A 14,985-nucleotide genomic window follows, 5' to 3' on the forward strand; every position below is an offset into this window, starting at 1 on the left:
AGTTACTTGAACGGGTCCTGGATCGACGGTGCCGATTGGCGGATGCGGCGTACGCTGACCGGCGTTCCGTCGGAGACGAACAAGAGCTCGTATTTTCGGCCCTGGTTGTCGGTTGCCGAGCAGGTGACGTCGTTCACCTTCCTGGCGGCGAAATTGCCGGTCTGGCGGCAGACGCCGGTGGAGGTCTGCTCGGCCGGCACCGGCAGGCCGTCGACGCGGGGGCGGTCCTTGGAATTGAGCAGCATACGGTCGATCGGCAACTCGTAGGAATTGTCGTCGGCGCGCTTGCCGTTCTCCCCGGAGAACGACACGACGTGGTTCGCATCTGCGGGATCGTCGACTGCGACCGCGAAATTGACCCGGCCCTTGTCGCCGTGGGCGTAGGCTACGGTCTTGCAAGCATAGGTGCGGCCTGCGACCTTGAACGTCTTGCAGTGACCGGAGATCAGCGCCAGGAGATCGATGAAGGCGTTCTGCTGCGGCTGCGGATTGTTGACCGGGAGGGGCTTGGAAGTCTCGGCAAAACAAGGACTTGCCAGGGCCATGCTCAAGGCGGCGAGGACTGGTCGGCAGAGGCGCATCGTCGGGCTCGTATGCCGGAGGGCCGTGGCGGCGGAAAGGTTCCGTCCGGCAACCATCGAACCGCAAATTGGTTGCGATCCCGTTTGTTCGATTCCCGACTGGAATACCACCGCGCCACCCCCACGGCGATTCGCCTCAATCGCCCCAACCCGTCCGATCGGCACATGCCATCAGGGCGGTGTTTTTTTCGTGGCGGAGCTAGCTGATTGCCGCCTGCCAGCGCGCATCTCGAAGTGAGGGCCGGCGGTGGAGGCGGGCCTCCAGCACGGCGCGGGCGCGAGGCAGCTGACCGCTGCGCATGAGCGCGACAATATACGTGTCCTCGATCAGCTCGCGCTGGGCGTGGCTGCCGCCGATACGGACGACCTCTCCGAGGACCGGCGCGAGCACCTGGACGCAAGTCCCGTAATCCTCATCGGCGAAAGCCGCGAGCGCGCGGCAGATTGCCGGGACCACGGGACCGGCCGGCAGCTTGTCGTCAGCGAGCCGCTGCTCGATCGCGCCAAGGCGCGCGGCGAGCGCCTCGCGGTTCTGCGTTGCAGCTGCGAACAGAGCCATGTGGACGTCGGCAAAGGACAGGCTCGACTTCGGAAACAGCTTTTGCGCGGCGGCGTCGGCGTCCCGCCAAAGTGCCTTCGGCACGGCATGGCCGTAGGCCGACACGCGCCAGAGCAGCGAGGCGCTGTCGGTGACGACGTTGAGCGGCGGCGCCTGCGTGGCGGAGGGCTGAATCACGTCGGCATAGATCGACAGCGCGCGTGCCGCATCGCCATGTTCGAGCGCACCGAGCGCCTGATGCCAGCGGATATGGCTGTGCAGGATTCCGGCGCGGTCGTATGTGGGGATCCATTCGTCGACGAGCCGGTCGGCCTCATCGATCGATCCATCCTCGAACATCGCATGCAGCACTGCGTGCGCGGCGTGGGCATTCGCCCGTCGCAGATTGAAGCCGCGCTCGGTGACGGCGCGGCCGCGCACGACGTCGCCGTTCTCCGTCATCGCCCAGCCGGACATGGTGAGAAACCACCAGTCCTCGCCATAATGCCGTGCGACCCTCTCGCAGAGCTCGTGCCGGGCGCGATCGTGGTCGGCCATGCCGGAGAAGGCGAACAGGCCGAACGCGCCGAGCGGCAGCGACAGCACCACGGCGTCGCGTGGCCAAGCGTCGATGTGCTTCAGCGTCGATGCGATCGCCTCGGGCAGACGGCCCTCGATCGCGAGCGCCAGCGTCTCGACATGCGAGCGCTCGCGCTCGGTGCCGCGCTTCGCCGCCAACTCGCGCGCCAGCGCCGCCTTGCCTCGGGCGAGATCGCCCTGCTGGTAAAAGCCGTGCACGCGGGCGCGGGCGATATGGGCCAGCGCGAGATCGGGGTCAGCCGCAATCGCGCGCTCCAGCGTCTCCGCCGCGCTGGTCCAGCCCGCGAGCATGAGGTCAACGCCTTCGCGATAGGCGGCGGCCGCCTCATGCGAGGTGGTGGAGAGCGGCAGGCCATAGCGGTCTTCGAGCGCCATCGTCGTCTCCCGCTCTCATGCCGTCCGCGCGCGGCGGCCTTCGATCGGATAGGCCGGATCGTTGTAGCCGGGCGTGGAGGGATGGCCTGGCGTCACCAGCCGGTCGACCAGCGCCTCGTCATCCGCGGTGAAACGGTAGTCGAGCGCGCCGATGTAGCTGTCCCATTGCTCCTCGGTGCGGGGACCGGCGATCACCGACGAGACAAAGGCGGAGTTGAGCACCCAGGCGACCGCGAACTGGCCGGCGGTGACGCCCCTCTTCTCCGCGTGCGTTTTGATCTCCTGCGCGAGGCGAAGCGATTCCGGCCGCCATTCGGTCTGCATCATGCGGGTGTCGTTGCGGCCCGCGCGCGTCTCCTTGTCGGGGGCTGCATCTGGCTTGTACTTGCCGGTAAGCACGCCGCGCGCCAAAGGACTATAGGGCACGATGCCGAGACCGTAATAGGAACAGGCCGGAAAGTGCTCGACCTCCGGCATGCGGTTCATCGCATTGTAATAGGGCTGGCTGACCGCGGGCCGGTCGATGCCGAGCCGGTCGCAGATGTTGCAGATCTCGGCGACGCGCCAGGCGCGGTAGTTCGAGACGCCGAAATAGCGCACCTTGCCTGCGCGGATCAGGTCGCCCATCGCGCGCACCGTCTCCTCCAGCGGTGTCGCGTGATCTTCCTTGTGCAGATAGTAGATGTCGATGTGATCGGTGCCGAGCCGTGTCAGGCTTTCGTCGGCGGCCTGCAATACCCAGCGTCGTGACAGGCCGCCACGGTTCGGGTCGTTACCCATGGGGTTGGCGAGCTTCGTCGCGAGCACCCAGGCCTGGCGGTTGCCGGCGATGGCGCGTCCGACCACCTCTTCGGATGCGCCTTTCGAGTAGGCATCGGCAGTATCGATGAAGTTGATGCCGGCGCCGTGTGCCTTGTCGATGATCCGCTTCGAAGTGGCTTCATCGGTCGGCCCACCGAACATCATGGTGCCCAGGCAGATCGGCGAAACCTTGAGGCCGGTGCGGCCGAGTTGGCGGTATTGCATTGGGCGGGTCCTCAACGCTGCGATGGGGCGCAGCATAGCCATCCGGTTCCGTCATTGCGAGCGCAGCGAAGCAAAATCCAGAGCTGCGTCCGCGGGGAGATTTCTGGGATTGCTTCGCTGCGCTTGCAGTGACGGTGGGGGCGTTCGCGAGAATGACAGCGGAGGCGGCGATGCGCGGCGGTGCCGGTCTGGCCGCTTCGCCTACGCCGGTCCCTTCAATATCTTGAACACGCCATTCGCCATCACGACGCAACGATCGTCCACGCTGACTTCGGTGCTCATGAAAATCAGGCTGCGGGTCGAGCGCACCACGCGGGGGCGGGAGATCAGGACGTCGCCGATCTGGCCGGCCTCGACGAAGTGGGTGTCGAGCTGCACCGTCGCCAGATACTCCTTGCCGGAGACATAGCGGGCCGTCATGCCGCAGGTGCGGTCGGCGAAGGTCATCATCACGCCGCCCTGGACCATGCCACGGCGATTGTGGTGCTTGTCCTCTGTGGCGAGTGCGAATTCGTAATGGCCGTCGATCTTGCGCTCCCACAAGGGGCCGACGAGGTGGAGGAAGCCCGTGGTCTCCAGGATGGTCCAGCCGTCTGATTTGAGCCTTGCGGCGGCCTTGGTCATGTCGTCGTCCGTTCCTGCGTGGGCCTGGCGAGCGCATTTCATCGTGGCCGGACGTGGTGTAGTCAAGCATCATGAGACCGTTCGACGATGCCACACGGCGGAATATCGCGGATGCCTGCGCAGCCTTCATCCGTCTGCGGGACGATGATGCGCAAGCGACGCTGAAGCGCGCCGCGGTGGCGGTCGCGCTGACCGCGAGCGAGGGCGACGACACTGCGCTGCTGCTCACGCTGCGTGCGTCGCATCTGCGCGCCCATCGCGGTCAATGGGCGCTGCCGGGCGGCCGCTGCGATCCAGGCGAGACGCCGGTCGAAGCGGCGCTACGTGAGCTCGACGAGGAGCTCGGCCTTCGCCTCACCGATGCGGATGTGCTCGGCACGCTCGACGATTATCCCACGCGCTCCGGTTATCTGATCACGCCGGTCGTGGTCTGGGCCTCCGACAGCGCCGCGGTCAGGCCGAACCCGGACGAGGTTGCTTCCGTGCATCGCATCGCGCTCGCCACGATCGAGCGCGAGGACGCTTTCGATTTCGTCGCGATCCCCGAAAGCAGCCGCCGCGTGGTCCGCTTCCATCATCAAATGAGCCTGATCCATGCACCGACGGCGGCGCTGATCTACCAGTTCCGCGAAGTGCTGGCGGGGCGGCATACCCGCGTCACCGATTTGGAACAACCGGTGTTTGCCTGGAAGTGACCATGGTAAACGGCGCGTTAACGTGACGGTTACCGGGTGCCTGCTAAGAGGGCAGCATGCATCAATCGATTCGAAACAAGCTGGCGCTGGTTCCATTCGCGCTCGTCCTGATCTCACCCGCCGCGCGCGGCGCTGAAGCCGACGCGCTTTCGCCGGCGATTCGCAATGCCAACGCCCAGCTGCTCTCGCAGTTTTTCGCGCAGGGCGGGGCCTCGCCCGCCGTGCTCGAATATCGCCGCAAGCTCGCGGAATATCAGGCCGCGCGCGCTGCCTTCGACGCCGAGGCCGGCGCTTACTGGAGTCAGATCTCCGAGAAGCGGAAGGGCCGCAACGCCAAGCGGCGGGGCGGCCAGCAGGTCACGCTCGACGATTACGTGCTGGAGCATCCGCCGCTCTATAGCGGGCCGAAGCGGCCGGTAAACCCCGAGCCGGATGAGACGCCCGAGCGCCCCGCCCGAAGGCCCATTCCGGTGGTCGCCGATTTCCTGCGCGCGGCGCAGGAGCTCTACCAGTTCACGCCGCAGCGCCCGACCAGCGAACTCGAGTTCAAGCGCGCCTATGCGCGCTACGCGCTGGCCAACGGCTTGACACGCGAGCAGGCGGTGCGGGTCTATTCGTTCGAGACCGGCGGCACCGGCAGTTACGACGTGCAGGCGGGCATCGAGCACGGCGGCAAGCGCGCGATCTCGACCGCGATGGGCTACAACCAGCTGCTGACCACCAACAGCGTCGAACTGCTGGCCGAGCAGGGCCATGAACTCATCCGCGCGCTTTCGGAGAAGGTGGCGCGGACATCAGGCCCGGCGCGGCATGCGCTCGAGCACAAGCTCACTGTCCTGAAGAAAATGGTGGCGCATGCGAAGTCGGTGCCCGACACCTGGTCGGAGCACGAGAAGATCGGCAACACCCCGCAGGGCTGGGCCATGCATGCGATGGTGCTCGACATCGACATCGGCCCGATGCTGCAGACCCACAAGCTGCTGACCTCCGTGCTGTTCGCACGTGCCAAGGGCCACACCCGACCGCTCTCCGCGGCCGAGCTCGAGATGATGAACCTCACCGGCGACGGCACCGGTCTCGACATGGTGACGATGCCGCAGGCGATGCGCGAGCGGGTGCCGACCTCGAATTTCTTCCAGCGCGGCGGCTATGAGCGCAACCCGGTCGCGATCCGCCACAATACGGTGGCCAAGCTGCTCGCCGTGACCGACGAGCGGATGGACTCGAACAGCAGCAAAGCTGGCGCGCGGGAGCTCGCGGGGGCGTTTTAACCCTTCTTCCCGCCGCACCCTTCAATCGCAACGGCCTCCGGGATGCTGGATCGTCCGGCCCAGTGCGCAATTGCGCACAAGGCGGGACGATGTCACCGCGTGCGAGGCAGCGCGGTCGGCCGCGTGGTCAAGACGCTACTGGTCCGGCCCGAACTTGAATTTGCCGTCGCCCTCCAGATAAGGGCCGCTCCGCATGTAGAGCTGGCCGTTCTGGCCGATGAAGAACAGCGTGCCTTTCGGCACCTTCTTGGCACCCTTCAGGAGTTCGCCGGCGTTGCTGGTGCCCATCTTGTAGGAAAAGGTCTTGCCGTCCCTGTCATAGGCATAGCCCATGTCGGACTTGAGCTCCCAGGGCGTCGCGCCGGTTTGCGCCAATGCGGGCCCTGTGCATGCGCCGAGCACGGCTACGATTGCAAATGGCTTGATTGGAAATGCCGTCATCCCATCCTCCCACGGTCGGGACATTCGAAGCTTGAACAAATCACGAACGATGTGTCCGGGTCAATTCGCGAAAGCGCCGCAGCGCATCACGACTTGCCCAGCAGCTTGTGATTTTCCCTTCGTCCCCTCGCGACTATGTTCCGCTTTCCGTCTAGAACGCAACTCGACAAAATTATCGGTAGGGATGATTCGGATGCGCCATGTGATCAAGCTTTGCTGGGCTGCTGCATTGTCGCTGACGGCGCTGGCGCCGGCGGCTCGGGCCGACGATTACCAGCTCAGCCACAACCAGCGCATTTCGTGCAGCCGCGGCCTTGCCCCCGGCAAGCTGAACACGGCGACCTGCAAGTCCTATACCTATCTTTTCAACACCAAGACCTCGGAATATTTCCGCTGCCAAGTCTCCCTGGCGCTGACCCGCGACAACAAGGAGGTCATCAACGTCCAGACCGACGGCGGCTGCACCAAGAAGCCGCGGATATTCGAGACTGACGGCAAATATGATTTCGACGCGACCGAGACCGAGCCGCCGAACACCAATTCGTTCTTCGGTCCCGGCGGCTATTCGGTCTGGGCCGCCGACGTCGGCGCGCAGAAAATCCGCGGCTGCATCACCATCTCCTCCGGCCTCGGCTCCGACATCTCGAAGTGCCTGGACATGACGTTCCAGTGAGGACGCGCTGGACGCAATCGTCCTCGCAGACGGTGAACTCCCGCCCCGCAAGCTAGCGGGGGAGGGTTGGGGAGATTGCGGGAGGGGTGCCCCGCCTTTCCTGACTGCGCCACCTCGCCGCACCCACCGGTTCCCGTCGAGCTGGATCGGCCGTTCGCCGCAGTCCTGTTTTGCCTTTTGGATGGGTTGACCCGCACCCCTCATCCGGCCAATTTCGCGACCGGTTTGGGGAGAACAACAACCATGAAACGGACGATCTTCGGCGTGGCCGCGGCTCTTGCTCTGGCGGCGTCGGTGCCTTGCGCACAGGCTCAATCCTTCATCAATGTGCTGACTGGCGGCACCTCCGGCGTGTACTATCCGCTCGGGGTCGCGATCGGAAAGATCTATGGCGACAAGATTCCGAACGTGAAGACGCAGGTTCAGGCCACCAAGGCCTCGGTCGAGAATCTCATCCTGCTGCAGCAGGGGCGCGGCGAACTGGCGTTCACGCTGGGCGATTCGCTGAAAGCCGCCTGGAACGGCGAGGAGGAGGCCGGCTTCAAGACCAAGCTCGACAAGCTCAGGACCATCGGTGCGATCTATCCGAACTACATCCAGATCGTCGCGACCGCCGACAGCGGCATCAAGACGCTCGCCGACCTCAAGGGCAAGAGCTTGTCGGTCGGTGCGCCGAAGTCGGGGACCGAACTGAACTCGCGTGCGATCCTCGCCGCCGCCGGCATGAGCTACAAGGATCTCGGCAAGGTCGAATATCTGCCCTTCGCCGAATCCGTCGACCTCATGAAGAACCGGCAGCTCAACGCCACGCTGCAATCGGCCGGGCTCGGGGTCGCTTCGCTGAAGGATCTCTCGACCTCCAGCCCGATCACCGTGGTCTCGGTTCCCAAGGAGACCGTCGATAAGATCGGGCCGCCCTTCGTCTCCGCGATCATTCCGGCCAACACCTATGCCGGTCAGGACAAGGATGTGCCGACTGCGGCCGTGATCAACTATCTCGTCACGAGCTCCGCCGTGTCGGACGATCTCGCCTATCAGATGACCAAGCTGGTCTACGAGTCGCTCCCCGAACTCGTCAACGCGCATGCGGCCGGCAAGGAGATCAAGCTCGAGACCGCAGCCAATGGCAGCCCGGTTCCGCTGCATCCCGGCGCGATCCGCTATTACAAGGAAAAGGGACTGATCAAGTAATTCTCCACTGTCATTCCGGGGCGCCCGCAGGGCGAACCCGGAATCTCGAGATTCCGGGCTCGATGCTTCGCATCGCCCCGGAATGACGGAGAACACGCAAATGCCCGGGCCGTCTGCGCGAAGACGCGCTTCTGCCCGGGCATGACGATTTCAGGGCACGGGGAAATATCGATGTCGCAGGCAGAGGCCGCCACCCAGGCCCCCATCAAGGTTGAGTTCGACAATTTCGAGCACGGGTTTCCGGAAGGCTTCGGCCCGGGCTGGTGGGGACTGCTCGCCTACTGGATCGGAATCGCCTTTGCGACCTTCCAGCTCTATGTCGCCGCCTTCAACTATCTGCCGAGCCAGGTGGTGCGCGGCGTCCATGTCGGCTTCCTCGTTCTGCTCACCTTCGGACTGATTGCCAACTTCACCGCAAAGAGCGGATTCGGCCGTGCGCTCGGCTGGGTGATCGGCGCTGCCGGCTTCTTCTGCGGCCTTTACCAATGGATTTTCTACGCTGACCTGATCGCCCGCGACGGCGATCCGACCCGGCTCGATCTCGTGGTCGGCACGGTGCTCGCGGTGCTGATCTTCGAGGGCACGCGGCGCCTGATGGGCGCGGCGCTGCCGCTGATGTGCGGCGCATGCCTCCTCTACTGGTTCTTCGGGCAGTATCTGCCGTCGCCGCTCAACCATCGCGGCTATGATTTCGACCAGATCGTCACACATCTGTCGTTCGGGACCGAGGGCTTCTACGGCGTGCCGATCTACGTCTCGGCGACCTACATCTTCCTGTTCATCCTGTTCGGCTCGTTCCTGGAGCGCGCCGGCATGATCCAGCTCTTCACCGACGTCTCGCTCGGCCTGTTCGGCCGCACGCGTGGGGGACCTGCCAAGGTCGCGGTGTTTGCCTCGGGCATGATGGGCACGATTTCAGGCTCGGGCGTCGCCAACGTCGTTACCGTCGGGCAGTTCACGATTCCCTTGATGATCAGGTTCGGCTACCGCCGCGCGTTTGCGGCGGGCGTGGAGGCGACAGCGTCGATGGGCGGCCAGATCATGCCGCCGGTGATGGGCGCGGTCGCCTTCATCATGGCCGAGACGCTGGGCGTTCAGTACTCGGAGATCGTCAAGGCGGCGGCGATCCCTGCGATCCTGTATTTCGCGTCGGCCTTCTGGATGGTGCATCTGGAAGCCGGCAAGCACGGCCTCGTCGGCATGAAGCGCTCGGAAATCCCGAGCGCCTGGAAAGCGCTGGTGACGCGCTGGTACCTCGTGCTGCCGCTCGCAGCCCTCGTCTACATGCTGTTCGAGGGCTTCACGCCACTCTATGCCGGCAGCATGGGGCTCGCGCTGACCGTGACGCTGATCCTTGGCACCGCCATCACGGTCGGCGTCTCCGCGACGGCGATTCGCTACGTCTTCTGGATCGGGCTCGCGCTCGTGGTCGCCGCGCTGTCGCGCGACGGCTTGCAGATCGTGCCGGTCGCAACCGTCGTGGTCGGCCTGATCGTGATCACGGCTTTCGTCCGCGGCGGCTTTGCGGCCTTGCGCGCCTGTCGCGATGCGCTGGCCGAGAGCGCGAAATCTGCCATCACCGTCGGCATGGCCTGCGCCATCGTGGGCGTCATCATCGGCATGATGTCGCAGACCGGCGTCGGTACCATCTTCGGTGGCTGGGTGATCGGGCTCGGCGAGAAGAGCCTGTTCCTGGCGCTGGTCATGACCATGCTGCTGTCGATCCTGCTCGGCACCGGCATCCCGACCATCCCGACCTACATCATAACCGCCGCGCTCGCCGCGCCGGCGCTCGCGAAACTCGGCGTGCCCCTGATCGCAAGCCACATGTTCGCGTTCTACTACGGCATCATGGCCGATCTGTCCCCGCCGGTGGCGCTCGCCGCGCTCGCGGCGGCGCCGATCGCCAAGGAGAATCCGGACAAGATCGGCTGGGAGGCGATGCGCATCGCACTCGCCGGCTACGTCATCCCGTTCATCTTCGTCTATTCGCCGGCATTGATGCTCCAGGCCGGCGATCCCATGGAGGCCAAGCTCGGCTTCTACGGCGCGGTGGCGCTGGCGAGCTTGAAGGCGCTGGTGGCGATCGGCCTGTTCGGCATGGTTGCGATCGGCTTCCTGTTCACGCGAATGACGCTGATCGAGCGCTTGGTCGCGCTCGGCGCCGCGTTCTGCCTGCTCGGCGAATTCCCGTTCAGCGACACCGCCGGCTTCGTGCTCGCTGCGGCGCTGGTGCTGTGGCAATGGCGGCAGCGTCCGCCGACAGCGGTCGAGGCGGTGTGAGCCTCTGCTTCGCAACGGCATCAGGCGTGAAGGCGCTGGCGCTGTCCGCTTTCACGCTGGCCTGGACGCATTCGATCGCGAAGGTCGAATGGCAGGAAGACTGGCACGTGACACCGGCCGGCCTCGAGCTGGTGCAGGCCCGCGTCAAGGGCACCGGCCCCGGCATGGAGCCGCCGCCCGAGGCGCGGCTCGTCGACGGCTGGTTTCAATGGCGGCCGGGGCGCTCGCCGATGCACGAGGTCGTGCTTGGTAACTCGGGCGCTGCCGGTGAATGGCGGCTATGCCATGATGGGGCGTGCCACACGTTGTCCGAGATTGTCGGACACCCCATTGGTGCTAACGTCACGACGATGAAGATCTGCAACGATCCGTAGCCCGGATGAGCGAAGCGACATCCGGGAACGGCGGCCCCGGATGTCGCTTCGCTCATCCGGGCTACAAAAAAGCGGGAGACACACGATGGATCGGCTCAAGGGCAAGGTTGCGATGGTGGTGGGTGCCGGCTCGATCGGACCGGGCTGGGGCAACGGCAAAGCGACCGCGGCGACGTTCGCGCGCGAGGGCGCGCAGGTGTTCTGTGTCGATCGCAACGGTGCTGCGGCGGAAGAGACCGCGAAGATCATCACCGACGAAGGCGGCAAGGCGACGGCGTTCACAGCCGACGTCGCGCGGCCTGCCGAGATCGAGGCGATGGTCGCAGCGTGCCTGAAGGCCTATGGCCGCATCGACGTGCTCGACAACAATGTCGGCATCGCCGAGATGGGCAGCGTGGTCGAGGTGAGCGAGGAGAGCTGGGACCGCGTCTTCAGCGTCAACCTCAAGAGCGCCTATCTCGCCATGAAGCACGTCATCCCCGTCATGGTGAAGCAGGGCGGCGGCTCGATCATCAACATCTCCTCGATCGCCTCGATCCGCCACATGGGAATCTCCTACGTCACCTATGGCACCTCGAAGGCGGCGATGAACATGATGACACGCACCACGGCGGTCGAGTTCGCACGGCATCATGTGCGGGTGAACGCGATCCTGCCGGGCTTGATGAAGACGCCGATGGTCGAACATTCAGCGGGGCTTGCCGCCAGCTACGCCAGCGGCGACGTCGAGGAGATGTGGCGCAAGCGTGATGCGCAGGTGCCGATGGGCCACATGGGTGACGCCTGGGACGTGGCGAATGCGGCGCTGTTCCTGGCGTCGGACGATTCGAAATACGTGACGGGGATCGAGCTCGTGGTCGACGGCGGAATCACGTGCAAGGCGGGGGCGTAAGCGCCTCTTACTCCGCTGTCGTCCCGGATCGGCGCTCCGCTTGTCCGGGACACAGCGGTGATTACTGCGCCAGCGCCAGGATGCCGCCGGCGAACGCATGCCACGCGGCGCTCTCGCTGACCGGCCAGTTCAGCACCTTCACTGCCAAAAGCGCGAGCGTGCCGTAGAGGTAGACCGGATGCACGCGGCCTTCGGTGCGCCAGTCGCGCACCATGGCGATGACCAGCAGAAGGGAGGCGACAACAGCCGGCGCAATCGTCGCCGGCACCGGCGGCGGGCCGGGCGGTCCTGATGGTGCGAGGAAGGTCATGAACCAGCGCGCGATCGCGGCATCCAGAATCGAGACCGCCGCGAGCAGCATCAGGCGCCTGTGAATCTCGGGCCTGCGCGTGTTCATGATCGCCAAGACGAACACGACGGCGAAGAACGCGATTCCGCTCATCGGCACGATCGAGAAGCCGATGCCAGCGTCCTTCTGTCCGAGTGCGGCGGCATGCTGCATCACGTGCACGGAGGCGAGGAAGCCGAAAATCGTCATCGCGGTCGCGAGCGATACCCCGGCAATTCCGAGCGAACGGTGGTTGACCACGCGGCCCGAGGCCGCGAGCCAGGTCTGTAGCACGAAATAAAGTGACCATGTGAAGAACAACAGTCCGTGAAAATGAATCACCGGACTTGCGGACAATGTCCGCTGCGCGAGCGGCACCCAATAGGTCGGTGCGAAGCCGAGGAAGGCGGTGGCCGCGCAGGCCAGAGCCATGTGGAAATAGAAATATCGTGCTGGCGACGCCTCACGCGCGCGTACACGACGGTCATCGATCAGAGTGGTCATGAGGGGTGAGTCTGGGGAAGGGCGGTTTGGTTCAAGCCCGATTGCCGCCCCGGATCGGCCGCGCGCCTTTGGGCGCTTGCCCGGGACGACCGCGAGGCTGTCGGCTCATCCCCCCGCGCTCAATTCCGCGCGATCGAGCTCTTCCTCGAGCCGGTGGAATGCGTCGTCGCCGATCACCTCGGTGGCGCGGAGATCGAAGATCGATTTGCGCGCGGCCTCGATCGCACGGCGGCGCAGGGGATCGGCGGGTAATTCGCCATTGGCAATGCCGCCGTTCGGGTCGGTCTCGGCCTGCATCAGGATGGCACGGTATTCCAGCCGAAGGATTTCCGCTTCCTCCGACGGATCGCTGTCGATGGCGCCGAGCGCGGCGCGATAGGCCACGGCCCGCCCGCGGGCGACTTCGACGCCGACCGGATCATCGTCCTCGAGATTGAAGGCGAGGATTAGCGGCCGCAGCGTCAGGCCTTGGATCACCAGCGAACCCAGCACCACCGCAAACGCGATGAAGACGATGAAGTCGCGATAGGGAAAATTCTCAGGCAGGGCAAAGGCGGCGGCGAGCGTGACGAGGCCGCGCATGCCGCACCATGAGATGATGAGTCCGCCCTTCGCCGAGGCGACCTGCTTCGGATCCTTCGGATGGTAGATCCCTTGCGCGACCAGCGCGCGCAGCGTCGCGCGGTAGAACGTCACCCAGAACAGCCGCACCAGCACCACGGTGAGCAGGATCCAGGCCGCACCCACGCAATATTCCCAACGGACATCCGCGTCGAGCCGCGTCCAGATCGGGCGCATCTGCATGCCGATCAGCATGAAGGCGAGCACGTTGAGCACGAACACCATCGTCTCCCAGACCGCATAGGACGGCACCCGCAGCCGCGCCGGGATGCGCGCCGGCGCGGTTCGTGCGACCGTGATGGCGTAGACCACGATGGTGAGGATGCCGGAGAGGCCGAGATGCTCGGCGGCGATCCAGACCATGAAAGTGGTGGTGAACTGTACGATGATGGCGCTCGGCGCTTCCGTCACCCGCTCCATGAACAGCGGAATGATGCGACCAGCTGCGAGACCTGCGACGACGCTGCCGACCAGGGCCAGCGCCATGGTCGGCGCGACCTGGCTCCATGTCAGATGCTCGGTGGCGACCGCGCCGACGGCAATGCGATAGATCAGAAGGGCGCTCGCGTCGTTGAGCAGGCTCTCGCCCTCCAGCACCTTGACCATGCGGTGGGGCAGCTTCACCTGGCTCAGGATGGCGACTGCCGCCGCGGCATCCGGCGGCGCCACGATCGCGCCGAGTGCGACCGCGGCGGCCCAGGGCATGTCGGGCATCAGCAGGTGCGCGACATAGGCCACGCCGGCCGTGGTCAGGCCGACCGCGGCGACGACCAGGGTCGAGACGGGAACCCAGTTGTTGCGGAGATCGCGCAGCGAGGTGTCGAAAGCGGCGTCGAGCAGGACCGGTGCGACAAAAAGGGCCAGCGCCAAGTCGGGTTCAAGCGCCCAGGACGGACTCGACGGCACGAAGGCAATCAGAGCGCCGCCGATGGCGAGAAAGGTCGGGTAGGGGACCTTGATCCGCCGCGCCAACGCCGATAAGGCAACGGCGCCGAGCAGAAGCGCGATGATCCATTCGAATGTCGACACGTTGATCCCCGAAGCCGATCTGAACGGCGCCACGAGCTGGCACCAATCTGGCCGTATGATGGATAGTACGGTCCCAAGGCAAGACATCAAAAGAAAACCCTGAGACCTTCCAACGGCAACGAGCATGCGTCTTCCCATTCACCTGTTCGGCGCCGGGCTGTTGCTCTACGCAACCTCGCTCGCCCCGGCCGATGCTGCGACCGGCGGCGAGCCGGTTGCCGTGACGGAGGTCGATCTCGCGCCCTGTCTCGCGGCAACCGCTGCCGATGACATGGACAAGGCTGCCACTGCCTGCGCTGCCCTGATCGACAATGAGAAGACGGCGAAGGAGGATCTTATCAAGGCGCTGATCGCGCGCGGCGCGCTCTATGCGCGGCACGATCAGGTCGACCGTGCCATCGCCGACGATAGCCGTGCTCTTGAGCTCGATCCGGGACTTGCGGATATCTTCAACGCGCGTGGCGAGCTCTGGCTGAAGAAGGGCGACAAGCCCAAGGCGGTGCAGGATTTCGGCGCAGCCCTCAGGATCGATCCGAACCACGAGAAGGCCAAGGCCAATCACAAGGCGATGGCGCGCGAGCTCGAGCGGATGGGAGCGCAGATGGCGGTCGCCGGCAAGCCCAGCTTCAATTGCGCGCGAGCGCGTCGTGCGGTGGAAAGGGCGATCTGCGGCAATCGCGAGCTCGCCGATCTCGATCGCGAGGTCTTCGCCTCCAATGCCCGTGCGGTCCGCCTGGCGCGCAATGCGGGCGAGGCCAAAGCGCTGCAGCGCGAGCAGGATGAATTCATCGCCCGCCGCAACGCTGATTTCGGCCGGCCGGGCTATGACCTCAAGAAGGCGATGCGGGAGCGCTTGCAAAGGCTGAACGGGGTGGACGGATACTGATGGGCCTTCGCCGAAGGCAAGCCCCGGACATGAGGGCTGGAGGTGCCGAATTG

The 14,985-nt window shown here is 65.2% G+C and carries 15 protein-coding genes; 8 read left to right on the forward strand and 7 right to left on the reverse strand.

Annotated elements, in window-relative coordinates; translation table 11 throughout:
- Window positions 1-2: 2 nt before the first annotated feature.
- The 4 genes from ACYCVF_RS20565 to ACYCVF_RS20580 form a co-directional block, all read right to left on the reverse strand.
- A complete protein-coding gene (locus ACYCVF_RS20565) occupies window positions 3-581 on the reverse strand; it encodes a hypothetical protein (RefSeq protein WP_459599389.1) in 579 nt (192 codons plus the stop codon).
- A 199-nt stretch (window positions 582-780) separates the two neighbouring features.
- Window positions 781-2,094 carry a tetratricopeptide repeat protein gene (locus ACYCVF_RS20570; RefSeq protein ID WP_459599391.1) on the reverse strand — a complete coding sequence of 438 codons (1,314 nt, stop codon included), beginning with the start codon at window positions 2,092-2,094 and terminating at the stop codon, window positions 781-783.
- Window positions 2,095-2,109: 15 nt separating this feature from the next.
- On the reverse strand, window positions 2,110-3,120 hold the full coding sequence (locus ACYCVF_RS20575) for an aldo/keto reductase (protein WP_459599393.1): 1,011 nt from the start codon (window positions 3,118-3,120) through the stop codon (window positions 2,110-2,112).
- Between the two features lie 201 nt (window positions 3,121-3,321).
- The gene (locus ACYCVF_RS20580) at window positions 3,322-3,744 is read right to left on the reverse strand and encodes a PaaI family thioesterase (protein WP_459599395.1); all 423 of its coding nucleotides are present in this window, start codon (window positions 3,742-3,744) and stop codon (window positions 3,322-3,324) included.
- Window positions 3,745-3,812: 68 nt separating this feature from the next.
- Between ACYCVF_RS20580 and ACYCVF_RS20585 the strand changes: the two genes are divergently transcribed.
- Window positions 3,813-4,439 carry an NUDIX hydrolase gene (locus ACYCVF_RS20585; protein WP_459599712.1) on the forward strand — a complete coding sequence of 209 codons (627 nt, stop codon included), beginning with the start codon at window positions 3,813-3,815 and terminating at the stop codon, window positions 4,437-4,439.
- Between the two features lie 56 nt (window positions 4,440-4,495).
- A complete protein-coding gene (locus ACYCVF_RS20590; RefSeq protein WP_459599397.1) occupies window positions 4,496-5,710 on the forward strand; it encodes a hypothetical protein in 1,215 nt (404 codons plus the stop codon).
- 135 nt (window positions 5,711-5,845) lie between these two features.
- On the opposite strand, the gene ACYCVF_RS20595 is transcribed toward ACYCVF_RS20590, so the two are convergent.
- Window positions 5,846-6,151, reverse strand: coding sequence for a hypothetical protein (locus ACYCVF_RS20595; protein WP_459599399.1), 306 nt, complete (start codon window positions 6,149-6,151; stop codon window positions 5,846-5,848).
- Window positions 6,152-6,344: 193 nt separating this feature from the next.
- Between ACYCVF_RS20595 and ACYCVF_RS20600 the strand changes: the two genes are divergently transcribed.
- The 5 genes from ACYCVF_RS20600 to ACYCVF_RS20620 all read left to right on the forward strand — a co-directional run bounded on the left by ACYCVF_RS20600 (window position 6,345) and on the right by ACYCVF_RS20620 (window position 11,564).
- Window positions 6,345-6,824, forward strand: a complete 480-nt coding sequence (locus ACYCVF_RS20600; protein WP_061024273.1) for a hypothetical protein — start codon at window positions 6,345-6,347, stop codon at window positions 6,822-6,824.
- Between the two features lie 243 nt (window positions 6,825-7,067).
- A complete protein-coding gene (locus ACYCVF_RS20605; protein ID WP_459599401.1) occupies window positions 7,068-8,015 on the forward strand; it encodes a TAXI family TRAP transporter solute-binding subunit in 948 nt (315 codons plus the stop codon).
- Window positions 8,016-8,186: 171 nt separating this feature from the next.
- Entirely contained in the window at window positions 8,187-10,298 is a 2,112-nt protein-coding gene (locus ACYCVF_RS20610; protein ID WP_459599403.1) for a TRAP transporter permease, read from the forward strand.
- Window positions 10,259-10,672, forward strand: a complete 414-nt coding sequence (locus ACYCVF_RS20615; RefSeq protein WP_459599405.1) for a DUF1850 domain-containing protein — start codon at window positions 10,259-10,261, stop codon at window positions 10,670-10,672. Before ACYCVF_RS20610 ends, ACYCVF_RS20615 begins: the two co-directional genes overlap by 40 nt.
- Before the next feature lie 85 nt (window positions 10,673-10,757).
- The gene (locus ACYCVF_RS20620; protein WP_459599407.1) at window positions 10,758-11,564 is read left to right on the forward strand and encodes an SDR family NAD(P)-dependent oxidoreductase; all 807 of its coding nucleotides are present in this window, start codon (window positions 10,758-10,760) and stop codon (window positions 11,562-11,564) included.
- 61 nt (window positions 11,565-11,625) lie between these two features.
- On the opposite strand, the gene ACYCVF_RS20625 is transcribed toward ACYCVF_RS20620, so the two are convergent.
- Both ACYCVF_RS20625 and ACYCVF_RS20630 read right to left on the reverse strand, forming a co-directional pair.
- Complete coding sequence (locus ACYCVF_RS20625) at window positions 11,626-12,396, reverse strand: hypothetical protein (protein WP_459599409.1); 771 nt, start codon at window positions 12,394-12,396, stop codon at window positions 11,626-11,628.
- Window positions 12,397-12,501: 105 nt separating this feature from the next.
- Window positions 12,502-14,046 carry a cation:proton antiporter gene (locus tag ACYCVF_RS20630; RefSeq protein WP_459599411.1) on the reverse strand — a complete coding sequence of 515 codons (1,545 nt, stop codon included), beginning with the start codon at window positions 14,044-14,046 and terminating at the stop codon, window positions 12,502-12,504.
- A 124-nt stretch (window positions 14,047-14,170) separates the two neighbouring features.
- Between ACYCVF_RS20630 and ACYCVF_RS20635 the strand changes: the two genes are divergently transcribed.
- The gene (locus ACYCVF_RS20635; protein ID WP_459599413.1) at window positions 14,171-14,932 is read left to right on the forward strand and encodes a tetratricopeptide repeat protein; all 762 of its coding nucleotides are present in this window, start codon (window positions 14,171-14,173) and stop codon (window positions 14,930-14,932) included.
- Window positions 14,933-14,985: the final 53 nt, after the last annotated feature.

The organism is Bradyrhizobium cedriense (genome assembly GCF_054602315.1).

Excerpts from the sequence above, each read along its gene's own strand:
- ACYCVF_RS20620 (WP_459599407.1), top strand. The coding sequence starts at position 10,758 with ATGGATCGGCTCAAGGGCAAGGTTGCGATGGTGGTGGGTGCCGGCTCG.
- ACYCVF_RS20570 (WP_459599391.1), bottom strand. The coding sequence starts at position 2,094 with ATGGCGCTCGAAGACCGCTATGGCCTGCCGCTCTCCACCACCTCGCAT.
- ACYCVF_RS20605 (WP_459599401.1), top strand. The coding sequence starts at position 7,068 with ATGAAACGGACGATCTTCGGCGTGGCCGCGGCTCTTGCTCTGGCGGCG.
- ACYCVF_RS20610 (WP_459599403.1), top strand. The coding sequence starts at position 8,187 with ATGTCGCAGGCAGAGGCCGCCACCCAGGCCCCCATCAAGGTTGAGTTC.
- ACYCVF_RS20615 (WP_459599405.1), top strand. The coding sequence starts at position 10,259 with ATGGCGGCAGCGTCCGCCGACAGCGGTCGAGGCGGTGTGAGCCTCTGC.
- ACYCVF_RS20580 (WP_459599395.1), bottom strand. The coding sequence starts at position 3,744 with ATGACCAAGGCCGCCGCAAGGCTCAAATCAGACGGCTGGACCATCCTG.
- ACYCVF_RS20625 (WP_459599409.1), bottom strand. The coding sequence starts at position 12,396 with ATGACCACTCTGATCGATGACCGTCGTGTACGCGCGCGTGAGGCGTCG.
- ACYCVF_RS20595 (WP_459599399.1), bottom strand. The coding sequence starts at position 6,151 with ATGACGGCATTTCCAATCAAGCCATTTGCAATCGTAGCCGTGCTCGGC.
- ACYCVF_RS20590 (WP_459599397.1), top strand. The coding sequence starts at position 4,496 with ATGCATCAATCGATTCGAAACAAGCTGGCGCTGGTTCCATTCGCGCTC.
- ACYCVF_RS20600 (WP_061024273.1), top strand. The coding sequence starts at position 6,345 with ATGCGCCATGTGATCAAGCTTTGCTGGGCTGCTGCATTGTCGCTGACG.
- ACYCVF_RS20635 (WP_459599413.1), top strand. The coding sequence starts at position 14,171 with ATGCGTCTTCCCATTCACCTGTTCGGCGCCGGGCTGTTGCTCTACGCA.
- ACYCVF_RS20575 (WP_459599393.1), bottom strand. The coding sequence starts at position 3,120 with ATGCAATACCGCCAACTCGGCCGCACCGGCCTCAAGGTTTCGCCGATC.
- ACYCVF_RS20565 (WP_459599389.1), bottom strand. The coding sequence starts at position 581 with ATGCGCCTCTGCCGACCAGTCCTCGCCGCCTTGAGCATGGCCCTGGCA.